This window comes from Pseudomonas sp. JE3303, from assembly GCF_056312565.1.
In genome coordinates, this window is sequence record NZ_JBWGIF010000015.1 from 128365 (window position 1) to 147854 (window position 19490).

Sequence of the window (19490 nt, forward strand, 5' to 3'; positions counted from 1 at the left end):
CGGCGCGGCGACCTTCAGGATCCGCACCATGTCGTTTTCCATTCGCGCCCTGCGCCTGGGGCTGATCATCCTGGTGATCGTGACCGGCACCGTGCTGAGTGCCAGTTGGGCCATGCACCAGGCCAGGCGCGAGTCGATGATCACCGACGCCCAGCGCGCCAGGCAGCAACTGAGCCTGTACGCCAACTCGCTGCATACCTTGATCGACCGCTACCGCGCGCTGCCGGCGGTCCTGGCCCTGGACCCTGAGTTGATCAGCGCGCTTGGCGGCCCCGTCACCCCTGGTCTGCAGAGCGGGCTCAACCTCAAGCTCGAACGCATCAATGGCGCGGCCAAGTCTTCGACCCTGGAACTGCTGGACCACACCGGTCTTGCCATAGCAGCCAGCAACTGGCGTTTGCCCACCAGCTATGTGGGCTCCAACTACGGCTTCCGGCCCTACTTCCAGCAGACCCGCACCCACGGCACCGGTCGCTTCTACGCGGTGGGCGTGACCAGTGGCGTGCCGGGCTATTTCCTGTCGAGCGCGGTCAATGATGCGCAGGGCCGTTTTCTCGGCGCGATGGTGGTCAAGCTGGAGTTTCCCGAGCTTGAGCGCGAATGGCGCCAGGGCAGCGATGTGCTGCTGGTGAGTGACGCCCGCGGCATCATCTTCATCGCCAACCAGGACGGCTGGCGCTACCGCGAGTTGCACCCCTTGACTGACGCCGACCACGCCGAGCTCGCCGCCACCCGCCAGTACGACAGACAACCGTTGGTGGCGCTCAAACATCAGGTGCTCAACCAGTTCGATGACAACAGCCGCCTTAGCCGCGTACAAGGCCCCGAAGGCAGCACCGAATACCTCTGGGAAAGCGTGGCACTGCCGACCGATGGCTGGACCCTGCACCTGCTGCGCAAGCCTCAGGTCAGCGAAGACGGCCGCAACGCTGCGCTGACTGCGGCGGCCATCTGGCTGAGCCTGGTCTTTGCGCTGCTGTTCATCAGCCAGCGCCTGCGCCTGGCTCGGTTGCGTCAGCGCAGCCGCGACGAGCTCGAACGCCTGGTCGAAGCCCGGACCCGCGAGCTGCGCACTGCCCAGGAGGGTCTGGTGCAATCGACGAAGCTGGCGGCGCTGGGACAGATGTCCGCCGCCCTTGCCCATGAGATCAACCAGCCACTCACCACCCAGCGCATGCAACTCGCCACTTTGGGCCTGCTACTTGACAGCGGTCGCGTGGAAGAAGCGCGCCAGGCGCTGGAGCCGCTCGAACAGATGCTTACGCGCATGGCAGCGCTCACTGGGCACCTGAAGACGTTCGCGCGTAAAAGCCCCGGCGGACTGCATGAACGCCTGGACCTGGCGACCGTTGTCGACCAGGCTTTGCATCTGCTGGACGCACGCATTCGTGACGAGAGCGTGGATGTCGCCCTCTACCTGGCCCGCCCGGCGTGGGTGCGAGGTGACGCGATCCGCCTGGAGCAGGTGCTGATCAACCTGCTGCACAATGCCCTGGATGCCATGGCCGATAAACGCTACAAACGCCTTGAAATCCGTATCGAGGCCGAACCCGGGCAATGGCGACTGAGCGTGCTGGACAGTGGCGGCGGCATCCAGGAGGCTGACCTTGCAAAGATCTTCGACCCCTTCTTCACCACCAAGCCTGTGGGCGAAGGCCTGGGGCTGGGCCTGGCGATTTCCTACGGCATCGTCCATGAAGCCGGGGGCACGCTGCAGGCCGAGAATCTGCCTGGCGGTGCACGCCTGAGCCTTGTCCTCCCTCGTGACCTGGAGCCTGTATGTTGAATTCAGTGATCGTCATCGATGACGAAGCCAGTATCCGCACGGCCGTTGAGCAATGGCTCAGCCTGTCCGGCTTCAGCGTGCAGCTGTTCAGCCGTGCCGATGAGTGCCTGGCGCGACTGCCCGCGCATTTCCCTGGGGTCATCATCAGCGACGTGCGCATGCCTGGCATGGATGGCCTGCAACTGCTCGAACGCTTGCAAGCCAGCGATCCGGACTTGCCGGTGATTCTGCTGACCGGTCACGGCGACGTCCCCATGGCAGTTGAAGCCATGCGCAGCGGCGCCTATGACTTTCTGGAAAAGCCCTTCAGCCCCCAGAGCCTGCTCGGTAGCCTGCGACGGGCCCTGGAAAAGCGCCAACTGGTGCTCGAGAACCGCCGCCTGCACGAGCAGGCCGACTTCAAGGCGCGGCTCGAGGGAACCCTCCTGGGCATGTCGCAAGGCCTGGTCCAACTGCGTCGGCAGGTACTGGAGCTGGCCGGCCTTCCGGTCAACGTGCTGATTCGCGGTGAAACCGGCAGCGGCAAGGAGCGTGTGGCGCGTTGCCTCCACGACTACGGGCCGCGGGCAGGCAAGCCATTTGTCGCGCTCAACTGCGCGGCGATTCCGGAAGCGCTGTTCGAGGCCGAGTTGTTCGGGCATGAGAGCGGGGCTTTCACGGGCGCCCAGGGCAAGCGCATCGGCAAGCTGGAATATGCCAATGGCGGCACGGTGTTCCTCGACGAGATCGAAAGCATGCCGCTCGCCCAGCAGGCCAAGCTGCTACGGGTTATCCAGGAACACAAGCTTGAACGCCTGGGCGCCAACCAGAGCATCGCGGTCGATTTGCGCATCGTCGCCGCCACCAAGCCTGACCTGCTCGAAGAAGCCCGCGCCGGGCGCTTTCGCGAAGACCTGGCCTATCGCCTGAACGTCGCCGAACTGCGGCTGGCTCCCTTGCGTGAACGACGCGAGGACATTCCCCTGCTGTTCGAATATTTTGCCCGCGACGCCGCCGAGCGCCTCGGCAGGGCCCCACCGCCGCTGGGCGGTGCGCAATTGGCGCGGATGCTCGGGCATGACTGGCCGGGGAATGTACGCGAGCTGGCGAATGCGGCCGAGCGTCATGTCCTTGGGCTTGATTCGCCGGGGGAAGAGGGTGCCGGGGACCAGTCGCTGGCCGGGCAGATGGAGGCGTTCGAGGCGCAGTGCCTGCGCGCTGCACTGCGCCAGCATCACGGGGAGATAAAGGCGGTGATGGAAACGTTGCAGGTACCGCGGCGCACGTTGAATGAAAAGATGCAGCGGCATGGGGTGGTGCGGGAGGACTATCTGGGGCGGGGATAGGCGGATTCTTGCTTATCGCAGGGGGTGGATGAGCGGAAAGGCGCCGATGAAGCCGGCCAGGGCGATCTGCGCACGGGGCCGCGTTGCGGCCCATCGCGGGACCAGCCCGCTCCCACAGGCGTTCCGATAGGCCCTGAGAATCCAGGCTGTGCAGCCCATTCGGTGTGGGAGCGGGCTGGTCCCGCGATGGGCCGCGACGCGGCCCCAGAATCAACCTGGCACACCTCCTGCAATCCCCCTCACCACGCTCCACCCCTACAAAAACAACGAGAAGGTTTCCTCCAATGGATAACGCCACCTCCCTGCCAACCGGGGCGGCCATTGCGCCTGCTGCCGAAAAAACCACTTCCAGCCGCCTCAAATCGATCTTCAGCGGCTCCATCGGCAACATGGTCGAATGGTACGACTGGTACGTCTACGCGGCATTCTCCCTGTACTTCGCCAAGGCCTTCTTCCCCGCTGGCGACACCACCGCGCAACTGCTCAACACCGCCGCCATCTTCGCCGTGGGCTTCCTCATGCGTCCCATCGGGGGCTGGCTGATGGGCCTGTACGCCGACCGCAAGGGCCGCAAGGCGGCACTGATGGCCTCGGTACTGCTGATGTGCGCTGGCTCTCTGGTGATCGCCCTGACCCCGGGTTACGAAACCATCGGCGTCGCCGCCCCGATCCTGCTGGTGCTGGCGCGCCTGCTGCAGGGCCTGTCGGTCGGCGGTGAATACGGCACCTCCGCCACCTACCTGAGCGAGATGGCCAGCAAGGAACGCCGCGGCTTCTTCTCCAGCTTCCAGTACGTGACGCTGATCTCCGGCCAGCTCATCGCACTTGCCGTGCTGATCATCCTGCAGCAGACCCTGACCACCGAGCAGCTGTATGCCTGGGGCTGGCGTGTGCCATTCGTGATCGGTGCCCTGTGCGCGGTCGTCGCGTTGTACCTGCGCCGCGGCATGGAAGAGACCGCTTCCTTCACCAAGAAGGAGAAGGCCAAGGAAAGCCTGATGCGCACCCTGATGCGTCATCCAAAGGAACTGATGACCGTGGTCGGCCTGACCATGGGCGGCACGCTGGCCTTCTATACCTATACCACCTACATGCAGAAGTACCTGGTCAATACCGTCGGCATGAGCATCAGTGACTCGACCACCATCTCGGCCGCCACGCTGTTCCTGTTCATGTGCCTGCAGCCGGTGATCGGCGCGCTGTCCGACAAGATCGGCCGGCGCCCGATCCTGATCGCCTTCGGCGTGCTGGGCACCCTCTGCACCGTGCCCATCCTCACCACCCTTCACACCATCCAGAGCTGGTGGGGCGCGTTCTTCCTCATCATGGCCGCACTGATCATCGTCAGCGGCTATACCTCGATCAACGCCGTGGTCAAGGCCGAGCTCTTCCCCACCGAGATCCGCGCCCTGGGCGTCGGCCTGCCGTATGCCTTGACCGTGTCGATCTTCGGCGGCACCGCCGAGTACGTGGCGCTGTGGTTCAAGAGCGCAGGCATGGAGACCGGCTACTACTGGTACGTCACCGCCTGCATCGCCTGCTCGCTTCTCGTATATGTGACGATGAAAGACACCCGCAAGCATTCGCGGATCACCACGGACTGATACATCCGGTTGTAGACGGTGAGCCGATTAACTTACACAATCGGCTCACCGAATGAGCCGAATAGCGGGTTTATTCGGCTCACCCACCGAGACGCTTCCTATTCGGTTTTCAGCCGCGCCAAGCCTTGGCACACTGGGCACCTCGTTCATCCAGAGGATGGCCACCTGGCCTGCGCCGATGTACTACTACGAACCCGCCAAAGGCCACGGCCTGCCCCATGATCCTTTCAATGCCATCGTCGGCCCGCGTCCTATCGGCTGGATCTCTTCGCATGACCGCGAAGGCCGCCTGAACCTGGCGCCCTACAGCTTCTTCAATGCCTTCAACTACATTCCGCCGATCATCGGTTTCTGCAGCGTCGGGCGCAAAGACAGCCTGAACAATATCGAGCAGACCGGGGAGTTCGTCTGGAACCTCGCCACACGCCCGCTGGCCGAGCAGATGAACCAGAGTTGCGCGGCAGTGGCGGCCGATGTCGATGAATTCGCCCTGAGCGGGCTGACGGCAACACCGTCCCGGGTCATCGGCGTGCCGCGGGTGGGCGAGAGCCCCGTGTCGTTCGAGTGCAAGGTGACCCAGATCGTGCAGCTGCACCGGGCCGACCAGCAGCCGGTGCCCAGCTGGCTGATCCTGGGGGAAGTGGTGGCAGTGCATATCGCCGAGCATCTGCTCAAGGACGGTATCTACGACACCGCAGCGGCCGAGCCCATCCTGCGCGGGGGCGGCCCGGCCGACTATTTCGAGCTGGGCAACCTGTTCAAGATGGCCCGGCCTCGGCTCGACGACTGATCACCAGAGCAGATCGCCGTCTTCGCTGATATCGCGCAGGCGCGCGAGCTCGGCACAGGCGGCGTCATCGGCGGCCATCGCGGTCTTGAACACCTGCCCGTCGAGCACTTTGTGAAAGTGTGGCGCGCCACCGCCGTGCAGTTGCTTTACCGCGATCGCGGCGCTGTAGCCACCCTCGGCTGGAACCATTGCCGAAACCGCCTCGAAACGTTGAAACTCTCTACGTGCCATGCCTGACCACCGTGCGTTGAAAGGGCAATAGTCTAACCCGCGCCGAAGGTGTGCAGGTCAAGGCTGGCCACGACTTGCGCCTGCACCAGTTCACCAAACAGTTCGAGCGTCGGCGAGGCAAAGTAGCCGCTCATCGATTGTTGATCGCACCAACTGCCACTCAGCAGCCAGAGGTCCGCGTCGGCCTGTGAACGCTGCACGCTGAAGCTCAGGCATCCGGGCGCCCCCAGGGACGGCGCCAGCAGGTCGCGCAGGCGTGCACCCAGCTCCGCCGAACGACCACTGCTGGCACGGATGAACGCAAGGTGGGTGACGGGCTGAGGCTGGATCATGGGGTTCTCCTTGAGCGCGCGGACGAAAATGCCAGGCGTCCAAGATTAGGGCCTCCCCCGCGCACCCGGTTAGGCCATTACTGCCTGCCGCTTGCCTGATCCTGCCCCGCTGCAGGATCAGGCAAGCGTGGTGCAGCATCGGGCTAGCGCCCTTTATTGCACAAACCTATGCTGCATCCCTCAGCAGAGGAAACCCACATGACAGCGCCCACGCCCGCCCCGCCGCCACTGGACCCGACACTCGAAGCCCAGCGCCAGGAACTGGCCGGCTTGATCCGCCGTCATGCCGGCGAGCCCCAGGGTACTGTCTCGGCGATCGACGACCTGTACCTGATCAGCTACCGCGAAAACATCCGCTCGATGCCGACCCTGGCGCAGCCGGCCCTGTGCATCCTTGCACATGGCAGCAAGACCTTGTTCCTGGGCGATGAAGCCTACGCCTACGATCCGCTGCACTACATGGTGGTCTCGGTGACATTGCCGATCAGCGGCGCGCTGCTCGAAGCCAGCCCGGAAAACCCGAGCCTGGGACTGCGCCTGGATATCGACCCGGCGCAGATCAGCCAGCTGATCGCCGAAGCCGGGCCGATGTCGGTGCCCAACCTGCCCTCGGGACGCGGGCTTTATGTGGAACGGACCGATCCGCAGCTGCTCGATGCCCTGTTGCGCCTGATCCGCCTGCTCGACTCCCCACGCGACATCCCGATGCTCGCACCGCTGATTCGCCGCGAGATCTTCTACCGCTTGCTGCGCGGTCCACAGGGTTACCGGTTGTACGAAATCGCCTTGGCCAACAGCCAGACCCATCGCGTGTGCCAGGCGATCGCCTGGCTCAACCAGCATTACCAGCAACCGCTGCGCATCGAGGAGCTGGCACGCGAGGTCAACCTCAGCACTTCGACACTGCACCACCGTTTCAAGGCGGTTACCGCCATGAGCCCTCTGCAGTACCAGAAGCAACTGCGCCTGCAGGAAGCCCGCCGCCTGATGCTCAACGACGGGCTGGAGGCGGCGGTTGCGGGGTACCGGGTCGGCTACGAAAGCCCTTCGCAGTTCAGCCGCGAGTACAGCCGACTGTATGGCGCTCCGCCGATACGCGACCTGGCACGTTTGCGCGCCAGCGGCAGCTGATCGCTCAAGCCGTCACAGCCTGCTGCCACTGCGCCTGGTCGATCTGGATCAGCGTCGGGCCGTTACGGTCGATGGCTTCCAGGAGCGCCTTGCGCAGCCCTGCTACATCGCCCGCCGCGCATGCCGCACCGCCAAAGGCGCGGGCCAAGCCGATGAAGTCCGGAGTATGGATGTCCACTCCGATGGGCTCGATGGCGCGATTGACCATGTACTTCTTGATCTCCTCATAGCCCTGGTTATTCCACAGCAGCACGATGAGCGGCACCCGCGCTTCCACGGCGCTGGCAAGCTCCGGCAAGGTGAACTGCAGGCCCCCATCGCCGATCAGGCAGACCGCGGGCGCCCGCTCGGCCGGAGCTTCGGCGCTGCCGAGCCAGGCGCCCAGTGCGGCAGGCAAAGCGTAGCCGAGGGTGCCGTAGCCGGTCGATGCATTGAACCAGCGTCGCGGCGCAGTCATGTCCAGCGTGAGGTTGCCGGTGTAGACCGGCTGGGTCGAGTCGCCGACCAGCACCGCATCGGGCAAGGTCTCCAGGATGGTGGCGAGCATGCGAGTCTGGCTGCGAGTGGGCAGGTCCCACTCGGCGGCCAATTCATTGCGCAGCTGCTCGGCACGGCGGGCGCCCCAGGCGCTGTCGCGAGAAGGCTGTGACTGAGTCTGCAAGGCGGCCAGCAGTGCCTGCACGGCAAGGTCCGCATCGGCCACCAGCGCGAGCTCGGGCAGGAAGTTACGCACGGTCTGGTCAGGATCGATATCGATGCGCAACAGACTTCCTGGAATCTCGAAGCCGCCCCTGAACGTCACGTCGTAGTCGGTCTCGGCGAGCTCCGTGCCGATCGCCAGCACCACGTCGGCCTCCGCCACCATTGCCCGGGTGGCTGGCAGGGACTGGGTCGACCCTATCTGCAGCGGATGGCCAGCCGCCAGCAACCCCTTGGCATTGATAGTCAGCGCTACCGGCGCCTGCAGGTGTTCGGCCAGCTGGCGAAGCGCGTGACCTGCGGCCAGTGCGCCGCCTCCGGCCAGAATCAGGGGGCGGCGGGCGCCAGCCAGTCGCGCGGCCATCTGCGTTACCGCCAGCGGCGAAGCGCCGGCCCGTGAGGTGCGCACCGGTCGGCTTGTCAGCAGATGACCGGCAGGCTCGACCAGAACATCGAGCGGAATCTCGATATGCACGGGACGCGGCCGACCGCCATCAAACACGGCGAATGCACGCGCCAGCACCTGCGGCAACTCGTCGGCGCTCATCAGCGTGTGGGAAAACGCCGCAACGCCAGCGACCAGCCCCGACTGATGCGGCAGCTCGTGCAGCTTGCCGCGCCCGCCCCCCAGCTGGCTGCGCGCCTGCACGCTGGAGATCACCAGCATCGGGATCGAATCGCCGTAGGCCTGTCCCATGGCCGTGGTGATATTGGTCATGCCGGGGCCGGTAATGATGAAACATACCCCCGGCTTGCCACGGGTCCGCGCATAGCCGTCGGCCATGAAGCCCGCGCCTTGCTCGTGACGCGGGGTGATGTGACGAATGCTGGAGCCCGCGAGCCCGCGGTAGAGCTCGACGGTATGCACACCGGGAATGCCGAAGACATGATCGACGCCATAATCTTCGAGGAGTTTGACCAGTACTTCGCCACAGGTTGCCATGCCGCTCACCATTGTTCTTGTTGGACAAGACATCATTGGAACCGCTGGACGGCTACCGCCACAATGCAAAAAAACACATACTAGCCATGTCCACAGATCATGGCTTGGTCCAATGAAACGCCTCCCTCCGTTGCCCGCTTTGCACACATTCCTGATCACTGCGCAATGCTGCAACTTCACCCGCGCCGCGCAGCAGCTGCATATCACCCAGGGCGCGGTGAGCCGGCAGATCGCGGCGCTCGAGCAGCACCTGGGCTACGCATTGTTCCAGCGTCAGGCTCGGGGACTCAGCCTCACCCGTGAAGGGCAGGACTGGCTGCCCCGGGCACAGCAGGTCTTTGCCCTTATCGAAGAAGGGGTGCAACAGGTAGGAAACCGGCGCGGTACATTGCAGCTCAAGGCGCCGACGTGCGTGATGCGCTGGCTGCTGCCGCGCCTGATGGAATGGCAGGCATTGCGCCCGGACGTGCCAGTGGAGCTGACCACCACGGTGCAGCATGGGGTGGACTTCAAGCGCGAAGCCTTTGCGGCCGCGGTGGTGTACGGCAGCGCGCCTGACCACGGACTGCGGGTACGCAAGCTGTTCGACGAACAACTGACGCCGGTTTGCGCCCCCTCCCTGCTTGCAGGCCCGGTGCCCCTGGCGCAGATGCAGGATCTGTCCCGGCACATGCTACTGCATCCTTCGCGGGATGAAGATGACTGGCAGTCCTGGTTACAGGCGGCAGGTGTCGAATTCGCCACGTCCGCCCGGCGCCAGCATTTCGAGACCCTGGACATGGCCATGGCCATGGCATCCCAAGGGACAGGCGTGGCCATAGGGGACTGGTCGCTGATCGGGGATGACTTGCGGGGTGGACGGTTGTGCACGCCGTTCGGGCTGAAGGTAGGCACCGGGAAAGGATATTACCTGGTGTGCCCGCCGGGGACAGTGACGCCAGGCTTGGCCGAGCTGCTGGATTGGCTCGAACGGAGCGCCAATCCCCAACCCTGAAGCCGTGCTTCCTCACCCCAGCGTCTATGCTGTGGTAGGAGGTACGCATCATGAGCATCAAATCGAGAAAATGCGCCGTCGTCTGCGCACTCGCCGCAGTGGTCGGGCTTTACGCTTCGGCAGCCTGGCGGGTGGAGGTGCTGCGCAACCAGCCTGCGTTACATCAGCACACCGCGACGATGAGCGCCGTCAAGTGAACCGACGGCGCAAGCCGGTCACTCCTCGACGCTCATGAATTCCTTCGCCCAGCGGATGTAGTCCTCAGGCTGTGTATAGGTGTGCGACAGTTCCGTGGCGTTCATGCCTGCGGACTTGTCCTGCAGCTGGCGCTGTTCACGGAGGCTGTCATAGGTGGCCTTGATCGCGGCAAAGTAAGCACCATGGCCATCTACGGCAATGCGCACGCCAAGACGCGCGAGACGGGCATCATCGTGCAGATTGGGGTTGCCATAGGTCACGAGCATCAGCGGCACCGTCAGGTGCTCGGCGATCTGCTCCAGCTGCGCGAAGTCCTTGACCCCGACCATGCAGATACCGTCGGCACCCGCGCGCTGGTAACTCTGGGTGCGAACAATGATTTCCTCGGTGGTGAGCACGCCGGCGTTGGTCCGCGCGATGATCGAGAGCGCCGAGTCGACACGTGCTTCCAACGCCGCGCGGATCTTGCCGACGCCCTCTTCGACCGGAATCAGGTCGGTGGACTTGCGGCCGAACTGCGCAGGCAGCAGGGTATCTTCGATAGTCAGCGCGGCCACGCCAGCACGTTCAAGTTCGATCACGGTGCGCATGACGTTCAAGGCATTGCCGTAGCCGTGGTCGGCGTCGGCGATTACCGGCAATTGCGCGACTCGCCCGATCCGCGTGGCCTGCTCGACGAACTCGCTCAAGGTGATGAGCGCAAAATCAGGCGCGGCCAGGACCTGCAAGGATGCAACCGATCCACCGAGGATACCGACTTCAAAGCCAAGGTCCGCCGCAATACGGGCGGACATGGGGTCGAAGACCGAGGCGGTGTGATAGCACGAACCTGAAGTCAGAAGTTCGCGAAAGGCGATACGCAAATCGTGGTGGGAAGCCTTGGGCATGATCACTCCGCAATAATCTTGAAATTTGAACTGGCTGACTACCGACCCCTGGATCGGGTCTACCTGACCTGTTCTAACCGTCGACGTTGAGCGGTCATGCTGGACATGCAGGCAGAGGAATAAAAGGTGTGGGAAACAGCGACGGAAAATCCTGCGGCAAAATATCGCACCAAGCTGGTGCGGCGCACGGGAATCAGCCTCTGTAGCGCAGTCACGATATCACGCGGCCATGCAGCTCGGGATGAAAGCGCTAATGCCGATCCGGCATAGGGGATGCAGGATTTACATAGGAAGCTATTGAAAGTCGCTACACTATCGGCTTTTGTGACAAGGAATACCCGTGACCGCCGCATTGCCACCTGCCGTCCTGCGCAGCGTCCTGATTGCCCTGATGCTGGCGATTTTCCTGGGCGCCCTGGACCAGACCATCGTTGCCGTCTCAATGCCGGCTATCTCCGCGCAGTTCAACGACGTGGGGTTGTTGGCCTGGGTGATTTCCGGCTACATGGTCGCGATGACCGTGGCGGTGCCCATCTACGGCAAGCTGGGCGACCTGTATGGACGGCGTCGCATGATCCTGACCGGCACGGCCTTGTTCACGCTGGCCTCGCTGTTCTGCGCCATGGCCCAGAACATGGAGCAGCTGGTACTGGCGCGGGTACTGCAGGGCGTCGGCGCGGGCGGAATGGTGTCGGTGAGCCAGGCCATCATCGGCGATCTGGTGCCGCCGCGGGAGCGTGGACGCTACCAGGGCTATTTCAGCAGCATGTACGCGCTGGCCAGCGTGGCCGGCCCGGTGCTGGGCGGCTGGCTGACCGAGTACCTTTCCTGGCGCTGGGTGTTCTGGATCAACCTGCCATTGGGCCTGTGCGCCTGGTGGGTGGCAAGGCAGGCGCTGGACGGTCTTCCGGTGGCGCGGCGCCAGGCGCGTGTCGACTACCTTGGCGCGTTGCTGCTGATAGTGGGCCTGGGCAGCCTGATGCTGGGCATCACCCTGGTGGGCCAGGGCAGCAGTTGGCAATCCACGCCGGTACTCATGCTGTGCAGTTGCGCGCTGGCCGGACTGCTGCTGTTCGTGCTGCACGAGCGGCGCACGGTGGAGCCATTGCTGCCGCTGCACCTGTTCGGCAACCGGGCGGCGGTGCTGTGCTGGTGCGCGATCTTCTTCACCAGTTTCCAGGCGATCTCGCTGACCATGCTGATGCCCCTGCGCTATCAGAGCATCACCGGCGCAGGGGCCGATGCCGCAGCGCTGCACCTGCTGCCCCTGGCCATGGGCCTGCCGATCGGCGCCTACACGGGCGGCCGCCTCACCTCCCTGACCGGCCGCTACAAACCGCAGATCCTGGCCGGCGCGCTATTGATGCCATTGGCCATCCTGGGCATGGCGCTCACGCCGCCCCAGGCAGGCCTGCTCAGTGGCGTGTTCATGCTGTTGGCGGGGATCGCTGGCGGCCTGCAGTTCCCTACCTCGCTGGTGGGCACGCAGAGCGCGGTGGACGCACGCGATATCGGTGTAGCCACCAGCACCACCAATCTGTTCCGCTCACTGGGCGGTGCGATGGGCGTGGCCTGCATGTCCAGCCTGCTGCTGGCGATGTTGCATCAGGGCGGGCTGCAGCTCGATGGGAATCCGCTGCTGGGCAGCCTGCAAGCCGGCGAGCCGGACGTGGCGAGCCAGGCACGCCTGCTGGAGACTTTCCGACAGTTGCTCTTGGCCAGCGCCAGCGTGGCACTGCTTGGGCTTTGCGCCGCAGTGTTCATGCCAGACCGGCAACTGCGAGGTCATCAATAGGGGGGAGGAAAGATTTCCTCACAAACCTTCACAAAGTCTTATTTGCGCAAGGCCGGACTCAGGCGCAGCATATCGAGCCCTGCGTCGGCCCACTTTTCAGCGTCGCGCAGCAGGTCGAAACTGTCCGGCAGCAACAGCCACCGTCCCAACAACCCGTCTATGTAGGCGTACAGGGTCACCGCGCCGCGGTCGGCATCCAGGTCGGCGGGCAGCTGGCCACGGCGCACTGCATTGCTCAACGACAACGCGATGCCCGCGTGGCAATCGAGCGTCGAGCTCTGGCGCTGCTGGCGGATTTCACACATGTCATCGGTGAACTCGCACTTGTGATGCATGATCTCATTGATACGCCGCGTGCGCGGGTCAAGCACCATCTGATGCATCAGGTGGACCAGCAGCTGGCGCATGCAGCCGAGCGGATCGAGCTCGTCTTCGCTCTCACTGGCGCGCGCCAACGGCGCCAGGCTCTCTCGCAGGGTGTCGAGCAAGGCCTGGACCAGTTCGGCCTTGTTGTTGAAGTGCCAGTAGATCGCCCCACGGGTCACGCCCGCGAGCTCGGCAATGTCCGCCAGGGTGGTACGCGCCACTCCACGCTTGTAGAAGGCCTTCTCAGCCGCCTCGATGATCTGGCAGCGGGTTTCCTGGGCTTCTTCTTTGGTTCGACGGACCATGGCAGTACAACCTCATCAACGCCCACGCGCTCGTTTGCGCGCGGCAATCAGGGCGGGGGCTGCCTCTTCGAGGGCGCCTCCCGGGATTCAATCGAGTCGAAGGCAGTAGCTGAGTACTACCCTCCGGTATTTACAAACAACCATGAATGTAAGTATATTCGTTAGTAAGCTATTAATCCACCGGACAGCGTTTTTTCCTGACAAGACTCTTCCATTTCTCTCGAGCATCACCTAGCTCTCTGCGACCCGAGGATCCTCATGCAATTCAAGCCAGCCGTTACCGCCCTGGTTTCCGCCGTCGCCCTGGCAACACTGCTCAGTGGCTGTAACAAAGAAGAAGCAGCTGCTCCAGCAGCGCAGGCTCCTCAGGTCGGCGTGGTCACCCTGCAACCGCAGGCCTTCACCCTGACCTCCGAGCTGCCGGGTCGCACCAGCGCCTACCGCGTCGCCGAAGTCCGGCCACAGGTCAACGGCATCATTCTCAAGCGCCTGTTCAAGGAAGGCAGCGAAGTCAAGGCAGGCCAGCAGCTCTACCAGATCGATCCGGCTGTCTATGAGGCGAGCCTGGCCAACGCCCAGGCCAACCTGCAGGCAACCCGCTCGCTGGCCGACCGCTACAAGCAGCTGATTGACGAGCAGGCGGTCAGCCGCCAGGAATACGACGACGCCAATGCCAAACGATTGCAGGCCGACGCCTCGCTCAAGAGCGCGCAGATCGACCTGCGCTACACCAAGGTGATGGCGCCGATCAGCGGCCGTATCGGCCGTTCTGCGGTGACCGAAGGCGCCTTGGTGAGCAACGGTCAGAGCAATGCCATGGCCACCATCCAGCAGCTCGACCCGATCTATGTCGACGTGACCCAGTCTTCGGCCGAGCTGCTCAAGCTGCGCCGCGACCTGGAAAGCGGCCAGTTGCAGAAAGCCGGCGACAACGCGGCCAAGGTCCAGCTGATGCTCGAAGACGGCAGCGCCTTCGGCCAGGAAGGCCGCCTGGAATTCTCCGAAGTGTCGGTGGACGAAACTACCGGCTCCGTCACCCTGCGTGCCGTGTTCCCGAACCCCGATCACACCCTGCTGCCGGGCATGTTCGTGCACGCCCGCCTGCAGGCCGGGGTCAACGCCAATGCGATCCTCGCACCGCAGCAAGGCGTGACCCGTGACCTCAAGGGCACGCCGACCGCCATGGTGGTCAACCAGGAGAACAAGGTCGAACTGCGTCAGCTCAAGGCCTCGCGGACCCTGGGCAGCGACTGGCTGATCGAGGACGGCCTCAATCCTGGCGATCGCCTGATCACCGAAGGCCTGCAATACGTCCGTCCGGGCGTCGAGGTCAAGGTCAGCGAGGCCACCAACGTCAAGAAGCCGGGCAATCAGACCCAGGCCGAAGCGGCAAACGCAGACGCCCAAGGGGAGTAAGACATGTCGAAGTTCTTTATCGATCGCCCGATCTTTGCGTGGGTGATCGCACTGGTGATCATGCTGGTCGGCGCCTTGTCGATCCTGAAGCTGCCGATCAACCAGTACCCAAGCATCGCCCCGCCGGCCATCGCCATCGCCGTGACCTACCCGGGCGCCTCGGCGCAGACCGTGCAGGACACCGTGGTGCAGGTGATCGAGCAGCAGCTCAACGGTATCGACAACCTGCGCTACGTGCAGTCGGAGAGCAACTCCGACGGCAGCATGACCATCACCGCCACCTTCGAGCAGGGCACCAACCCTGACACCGCGCAGGTCCAGGTGCAGAACAAGCTCAACCTGGCCACCCCGCTGCTGCCGCAAGAAGTGCAGCAGCAGGGCATCCGCGTCACCAAGGCAGTGAAGAACTTCCTGATGGTGATCGGCCTGGTGTCCGAAGACGGCAGCATGACCAAGGACGACCTGGCCAACTACATCGTCTCGAACATGCAGGATCCGGTCTCACGGACCGCGGGCGTGGGTGACTTCCAGGTGTTCGGCGCCCAGTACGCCATGCGTATCTGGCTCGATCCGGCCAAGCTCAACAAGTTCCAGCTGACTCCCGTCGATGTGCGCACCGCGGTCACCGCGCAGAACGTACAGGTATCGTCCGGCCAGCTCGGCGGCCTGCCGGCCCTGCCCGGCAACCAGCTCAACGCCACCATCATCGGCAAGACCCGCCTGCAGACCGCCGAGCAGTTCGAGAAGATCCTGCTCAAGGTCAACCAGGACGGTTCGCAGGTCCGCTTGGGTGACGTCGCCAAGGTAGGCCTGGGCGGCGAAAACTATGCGGTAAGCGCACAGTTCAACGGCAAGCCGGCCTCGGGCCTGGCGGTCAAGCTGGCCACTGGCGCCAACGCCCTGGACACTGCCAAGGCATTGCGCCAGACGATCGCCGACCTGGAGCCGTTCTTCCCGCCTGGCATGAAGGCCGTGTTCCCGTACGACACCACTCCGGTGGTGACCGAGTCGATCAGCGGGGTGATCCACACCCTGATCGAAGCGATCGTACTGGTGTTCCTGGTGATGTACCTGTTCCTGCAGAACTTCCGCGCCACCGTCATCACTACCATGACCGTGCCGGTCGTACTGCTCGGCACCTTCGGCATCCTTGCCGCAGCGGGCTTCAGCATCAATACCCTGACCATGTTCGCCATGGTCCTCGCCATCGGCTTGCTGGTGGACGACGCCATCGTCGTGGTGGAAAACGTCGAGCGGGTGATGTCCGAGGAGGGGCTGCCGCCCAAGGAGGCGACCAAGCGTTCGATGGAGCAGATCCAGGGCGCGCTGGTAGGTATCGCCATGGTGCTGTCGGCGGTACTGCTGCCAATGGCCTTCTTCGGCGGTTCCACCGGCGTGATCTACCGGCAGTTCTCCATCACCATCGTCTCGGCCATGGGCCTGTCGGTGCTGGTGGCACTGATCTTCACCCCGGCGCTGTGCGCAACCATGCTAAAGCCGCTGAAAAAGGGCGAGCACCATGTGGCCAAGGGCGGTTTCTTCGGTTGGTTCAACCGCAGCTTCGACCGCAGCGTGCTGGGCTACGAGCGCAGCGTTGGCAGCATCCTGCGCAACAAGATCCCGTACTTCCTGGCGTATGCGCTGATCATCGTCGGCATGATCTGGCTGTTCATGCGCATTCCGACCGCGTTCCTGCCGGAAGAAGACCAGGGCGTCCTCTTCGCCCAGGTGCAGACCCCGGCCGGCTCCAGTGCCGAGCGTACCCAGACCGTGGTCGACCAGATGCGCGAGTACCTGCTCAAGGACGAATCCGACACGGTGTCGTCGGTGTTCACCGTGACCGGCTTCAACTTTGCCGGCCGTGGCCAGAGCTCGGGCATGGCGTTCATCATGCTCAAGCCATGGGGCGAGCGCTCTTCCGAGAACAGCGTGTTCAACCTGGCGACCCGTGCGCAGCAGCACTTCTTCACCTTCCGCGATGCAATGGTGTTCGCCTTTGCCCCGCCAGCGGTACTGGAACTGGGTAACGCCTCGGGCTTCGACGTGTTCCTGCAGGACCGCGCCGGTGTCGGTCACGACAAGCTGATGGAGGCGCGCAACGAGTTCCTCGCCAAGGCCTCGCAAAGCAAGATCCTTGCAGGCGTGCGCCCGAACGGCCTGAACGATGAACCGCAGTACCAGCTGACCGTCGACGACGAGCGCGCGAGTGCCCTGGGCGTGACCATCGCCGAAATCAACAGCACCCTGTCGATCGCCCTGGGTGGCAGCTACGTCAACGACTTCATCGACCGTGGCCGGGTCAAGAAGGTCTACATCCAGGGTGAAGCCAGTGCCCGGATGAGCCCTGAAGACCTGCAGAAATGGTACGTGCGCAACAGCGCTGGCGAGATGGTGCCGTTCTCGTCCTTCGCCAAGGGCGAGTGGACCTTCGGTTCGCCCAAGCTCTCGCGCTACAACGGTGTCGAAGCGGTCGAAGTCCTGGGTGCCCCGGCGCCGGGCTACAGTACCGGTGAAGCCATGGCCGAAGTCGAGCGCATCGCCGGCGAGCTGCCGGACGGCATCGGCTACGCCTGGACCGGCATGTCGTACGAGGAAAAACTCTCCGGCTCGCAGATGCCGGCGCTGTTTGCCCTGTCGCTGCTGTTCGTCTTCCTCTGCCTTGCAGCGCTGTACGAAAGCTGGTCGATTCCGATCGCGGTCGTGCTCGTAGTACCGCTGGGTATCATCGGTGCGCTGATGGCGGCGAGCATGCGCGGGCTGTCGAACGACGTGTACTTCCTGGTCGGCCTGCTGACCACCATCGGCCTTGCGGCGAAGAACGCGATCCTGATCGTCGAGTTCGCCAAGGAGCTGCACGAGCAAGGCCGCAGCCTGTACGACGCGGCGATCGAGGCGTGCCGCATGCGTCTGCGCCCGATCATCATGACCTCGCTGGCGTTCATCCTTGGCGTGGTACCGTTGACCATCGCCACCGGTGCAGGCTCAGGCAGCCAGCACGCCATCGGTACCGGGGTGATCGGCGGTATGATCACTGCAACCGTCCTGGCCATCTTCTGGGTGCCGCTGTTCTTCGTTAGCGTGTCGTCGCTGTTCGGCCGTAAAGAGCCGGAGCCCGACGCCACCCCTGAAACTCCACGCTATGAGGCTGGGCAATGAGTAAGTCCCTGTTAACCCTGGCGGTCACTGCCTTTATCCTGGGCGGCTGCTCGCTGATTCCCGACTACCAGACCCCGGACGCTCCGGTGGCTGCGCAGTGGCCGCAAGGCCCTGCGTATTCGCCGGCCGAGTCGGCCGATGTCGCCGCCGCCGAGCAAGGCTGGCGCCAGTTCTTCAACGACCCGGCGCTGCAGCAGCTGATCCAGACCTCCCTGGTCAACAACCGCGACCTGCGTGTCGCGGCGCTGAACATCGACGCCTACCGCGCTCAGTACCGCATCCAGCGGGCCGATCTGTTCCCGGCGGTCTCGGCCACCGGCAGCGGCAGCCGCCAGCGTGTACCGGCGGACATGTCCCAGCTGGGCCAGTCAGGCATCACCAGCCAGTACTCGGCCACCCTGGGCGTCAGCGCCTATGAGCTCGACCTGTTCGGCCGGGTGCGCAGCCTGAGCGAGCAGGCCCTGGAGATCTACCTGTCCAGCGAGGAAGCGCGCCGTTCCACGCAGATCAGCCTGGTGGCCAGCGTTGCCAATGCCTACTACACCTGGCAGGCCGACCAGGCCTTGCTCAAGCTGACCCAGGAAACCCTCAAGACCTACGAGCAGAGCTACTCGCTTACCAGCCGAAGCAACGAGGTCGGGGTTGCTTCGGCACTGGACCTGAGCCAGGCACGCACCGCCGTCGAAGGCGCGCGGGTCAAGCTGGCCCAGTACCAGCGCCTGGTCGCCCAGGACCTCAACAGCCTGACCGTGCTGCTCGGCACCGGCGTGCCGGGCAACCTGCCAGCGCCGCTCAAGCTTGATGCCGACCAGTTGGCCAAGATTCCGGCCGGCCTGCCATCGGACCTGTTGCAGCGTCGTCCGGACATCCTCGAAGCCGAGCACCAGCTCAAGGCCGCCAACGCCAACATCGGCGCCGCACGTGCCGCCTTCTTCCCGAGCATCAGCCTGACCGCCAATGCCGGGACCTTGAGCTCCGACATGGATGGGCTGTTCAAGGGTGGATCGGGTACCTGGCTGTTCCAGCCGCAGATCAACCTGCCGATCTTCACCGCCGGCAGCCTGCGCGCCAGCCTGGACTACTCGAAGATCCAGAAGGACATCAACGTCGCGCAATACGAGAAGACCATCCAGACCGCCTTCCAGGAAGTCTCCGATGGCCTTGCCGCTCGCAAGACGTTCGAAGAACAGCTTCAGGCCCAGCGTGACCTGGTTGCCGCCAACCAGGACTACTACCGCCTGGCCGAGCGCCGCTATCGCATCGGCATCGACAGCAACCTGACCTTCCTGGACGCCCAGCGCAACCTGTTCAGTGCACAGCAGGCGCTGATCAGCGACCGCCTGTCTCAGCTCACCAGCGAGGTCAACCTGTACAAGGCCCTTGGTGGCGGCTGGTATGAGCGCACCGGCCAGGCGCAACAGCAGGCTGCGGTTGAAACGCCGAAAAGCTGATTGATCGCCTGATGCATGAAAGCCCACTCTCGCGGTGGGCTTTTTTGTGCCTGATGCGGCCCCGTAGGGTCATGCATATAT

General features: G+C 64.0%; 16 protein-coding genes. 11 read left to right on the forward strand and 5 right to left on the reverse strand.

Annotated elements, in window-relative coordinates; translation table 11 throughout:
- Window positions 1–28: 28 nt before the first annotated feature.
- From AC0ZZU_RS21005 to AC0ZZU_RS21020, 4 genes are all read left to right on the forward strand, one after another.
- The gene (locus AC0ZZU_RS21005) at window positions 29–1786 is read left to right on the forward strand and encodes a sensor histidine kinase (protein WP_476343213.1); all 1758 of its coding nucleotides are present in this window, start codon (window positions 29–31) and stop codon (window positions 1784–1786) included.
- Window positions 1780–3111, forward strand: a complete 1332-nt coding sequence (locus tag AC0ZZU_RS21010) for a sigma-54-dependent transcriptional regulator (protein WP_476343214.1) — start codon at window positions 1780–1782, stop codon at window positions 3109–3111. Before AC0ZZU_RS21005 ends, AC0ZZU_RS21010 begins: the two co-directional genes overlap by 7 nt.
- 284 nt (window positions 3112–3395) lie before the next feature.
- Window positions 3396–4715 carry an MFS transporter gene (locus tag AC0ZZU_RS21015; RefSeq protein ID WP_476343215.1) on the forward strand — a complete coding sequence of 440 codons (1320 nt, stop codon included), beginning with the start codon at window positions 3396–3398 and terminating at the stop codon, window positions 4713–4715.
- Window positions 4716–4893: 178 nt separating this feature from the next.
- Window positions 4894–5505: a flavin reductase family protein gene (locus AC0ZZU_RS21020; protein ID WP_476343286.1), complete on the forward strand. Its 612-nt coding sequence runs from the start codon at window positions 4894–4896 to the stop codon at window positions 5503–5505.
- On the opposite strand, the gene AC0ZZU_RS21025 is transcribed toward AC0ZZU_RS21020, so the two are convergent.
- Both AC0ZZU_RS21025 and AC0ZZU_RS21030 read right to left on the reverse strand, forming a co-directional pair.
- Complete coding sequence (locus AC0ZZU_RS21025) at window positions 5506–5736, reverse strand: hypothetical protein (protein WP_476343216.1); 231 nt, start codon at window positions 5734–5736, stop codon at window positions 5506–5508.
- Between the two features lie 32 nt (window positions 5737–5768).
- The gene (locus AC0ZZU_RS21030; protein WP_476343217.1) at window positions 5769–6068 is read right to left on the reverse strand and encodes an antibiotic biosynthesis monooxygenase family protein; all 300 of its coding nucleotides are present in this window, start codon (window positions 6066–6068) and stop codon (window positions 5769–5771) included.
- A gap of 198 nt (window positions 6069–6266) precedes the next feature.
- On the opposite strand from AC0ZZU_RS21030, the gene AC0ZZU_RS21035 reads away from it, so the two are divergent.
- On the forward strand, window positions 6267–7199 hold the full coding sequence (locus AC0ZZU_RS21035; protein WP_476343218.1) for an AraC family transcriptional regulator: 933 nt from the start codon (window positions 6267–6269) through the stop codon (window positions 7197–7199).
- Between the two features lie 4 nt (window positions 7200–7203).
- Here the strand turns inward: AC0ZZU_RS21035 and AC0ZZU_RS21040 are convergent, their stop codons facing one another.
- Window positions 7204–8841, reverse strand: a complete 1638-nt coding sequence (locus AC0ZZU_RS21040; RefSeq protein WP_476343219.1) for a 5-guanidino-2-oxopentanoate decarboxylase — start codon at window positions 8839–8841, stop codon at window positions 7204–7206.
- 112 nt (window positions 8842–8953) lie between these two features.
- Here AC0ZZU_RS21040 and AC0ZZU_RS21045 point away from each other — a divergent pair, with 112 nt between their 5' ends.
- The gene (locus tag AC0ZZU_RS21045; RefSeq protein WP_476343220.1) at window positions 8954–9835 is read left to right on the forward strand and encodes a LysR substrate-binding domain-containing protein; all 882 of its coding nucleotides are present in this window, start codon (window positions 8954–8956) and stop codon (window positions 9833–9835) included.
- 50 nt (window positions 9836–9885) lie between these two features.
- Window positions 9886–10032: a hypothetical protein gene (locus AC0ZZU_RS21050; protein ID WP_476343221.1), complete on the forward strand. Its 147-nt coding sequence runs from the start codon at window positions 9886–9888 to the stop codon at window positions 10030–10032.
- An 18-nt stretch (window positions 10033–10050) separates the two neighbouring features.
- Here AC0ZZU_RS21050 and AC0ZZU_RS21055 read toward each other — a convergent pair whose 3' ends face one another.
- Window positions 10051–10920: an isocitrate lyase/PEP mutase family protein gene (locus tag AC0ZZU_RS21055; protein ID WP_476343222.1), complete on the reverse strand. Its 870-nt coding sequence runs from the start codon at window positions 10918–10920 to the stop codon at window positions 10051–10053.
- Between the two features lie 340 nt (window positions 10921–11260).
- On the opposite strand from AC0ZZU_RS21055, the gene AC0ZZU_RS21060 reads away from it, so the two are divergent.
- A complete protein-coding gene (locus AC0ZZU_RS21060) occupies window positions 11261–12715 on the forward strand; it encodes an MDR family MFS transporter (RefSeq protein ID WP_476343223.1) in 1455 nt (484 codons plus the stop codon).
- A 38-nt stretch (window positions 12716–12753) separates the two neighbouring features.
- On the opposite strand, the gene AC0ZZU_RS21065 is transcribed toward AC0ZZU_RS21060, so the two are convergent.
- On the reverse strand, window positions 12754–13386 hold the full coding sequence (locus AC0ZZU_RS21065; protein ID WP_476343224.1) for a TetR family transcriptional regulator: 633 nt from the start codon (window positions 13384–13386) through the stop codon (window positions 12754–12756).
- A gap of 258 nt (window positions 13387–13644) precedes the next feature.
- Between AC0ZZU_RS21065 and AC0ZZU_RS21070 the strand changes: the two genes are divergently transcribed.
- From AC0ZZU_RS21070 to AC0ZZU_RS21080, 3 genes are read left to right on the forward strand one after another with little or no spacing between them, the layout of a single operon-like run.
- On the forward strand, window positions 13645–14802 hold the full coding sequence (locus AC0ZZU_RS21070) for an efflux RND transporter periplasmic adaptor subunit (protein WP_158459687.1): 1158 nt from the start codon (window positions 13645–13647) through the stop codon (window positions 14800–14802).
- A 3-nt stretch (window positions 14803–14805) separates the two neighbouring features.
- Window positions 14806–17958, forward strand: coding sequence for a multidrug efflux RND transporter permease subunit TtgB (gene ttgB / locus AC0ZZU_RS21075; RefSeq protein WP_476343225.1), 3153 nt, complete (start codon window positions 14806–14808; stop codon window positions 17956–17958).
- A complete protein-coding gene (locus AC0ZZU_RS21080) occupies window positions 17955–19409 on the forward strand; it encodes an AdeC/AdeK/OprM family multidrug efflux complex outer membrane factor (RefSeq protein WP_476343226.1) in 1455 nt (484 codons plus the stop codon). The genes ttgB and AC0ZZU_RS21080 overlap by 4 nt, the downstream gene beginning before the upstream one ends.
- Window positions 19410–19490: the final 81 nt, after the last annotated feature.

Bases quoted from the DNA above. Each gene is read 5' to 3' on its own strand.
- AC0ZZU_RS21005 (WP_476343213.1), top strand. From the start codon at position 29: ATGTCGTTTTCCATTCGCGCCCTGCGCCTGGGGCTGATCATCCTGGTG.
- AC0ZZU_RS21010 (WP_476343214.1), top strand. From the start codon at position 1,780: ATGTTGAATTCAGTGATCGTCATCGATGACGAAGCCAGTATCCGCACG.
- AC0ZZU_RS21015 (WP_476343215.1), top strand. From the start codon at position 3,396: ATGGATAACGCCACCTCCCTGCCAACCGGGGCGGCCATTGCGCCTGCT.
- AC0ZZU_RS21020 (WP_476343286.1), top strand. From the start codon at position 4,894: ATGTACTACTACGAACCCGCCAAAGGCCACGGCCTGCCCCATGATCCT.
- AC0ZZU_RS21025 (WP_476343216.1), bottom strand. From the start codon at position 5,736: ATGGCACGTAGAGAGTTTCAACGTTTCGAGGCGGTTTCGGCAATGGTT.
- AC0ZZU_RS21030 (WP_476343217.1), bottom strand. From the start codon at position 6,068: ATGATCCAGCCTCAGCCCGTCACCCACCTTGCGTTCATCCGTGCCAGC.
- AC0ZZU_RS21035 (WP_476343218.1), top strand. From the start codon at position 6,267: ATGACAGCGCCCACGCCCGCCCCGCCGCCACTGGACCCGACACTCGAA.
- AC0ZZU_RS21040 (WP_476343219.1), bottom strand. From the start codon at position 8,841: ATGGCAACCTGTGGCGAAGTACTGGTCAAACTCCTCGAAGATTATGGC.
- AC0ZZU_RS21045 (WP_476343220.1), top strand. From the start codon at position 8,954: ATGAAACGCCTCCCTCCGTTGCCCGCTTTGCACACATTCCTGATCACT.
- AC0ZZU_RS21050 (WP_476343221.1), top strand. From the start codon at position 9,886: ATGAGCATCAAATCGAGAAAATGCGCCGTCGTCTGCGCACTCGCCGCA.
- AC0ZZU_RS21055 (WP_476343222.1), bottom strand. From the start codon at position 10,920: ATGCCCAAGGCTTCCCACCACGATTTGCGTATCGCCTTTCGCGAACTT.
- AC0ZZU_RS21065 (WP_476343224.1), bottom strand. From the start codon at position 13,386: ATGGTCCGTCGAACCAAAGAAGAAGCCCAGGAAACCCGCTGCCAGATC.
- AC0ZZU_RS21070 (WP_158459687.1), top strand. From the start codon at position 13,645: ATGCAATTCAAGCCAGCCGTTACCGCCCTGGTTTCCGCCGTCGCCCTG.
- ttgB (WP_476343225.1), top strand. From the start codon at position 14,806: ATGTCGAAGTTCTTTATCGATCGCCCGATCTTTGCGTGGGTGATCGCA.
- AC0ZZU_RS21080 (WP_476343226.1), top strand. From the start codon at position 17,955: ATGAGTAAGTCCCTGTTAACCCTGGCGGTCACTGCCTTTATCCTGGGC.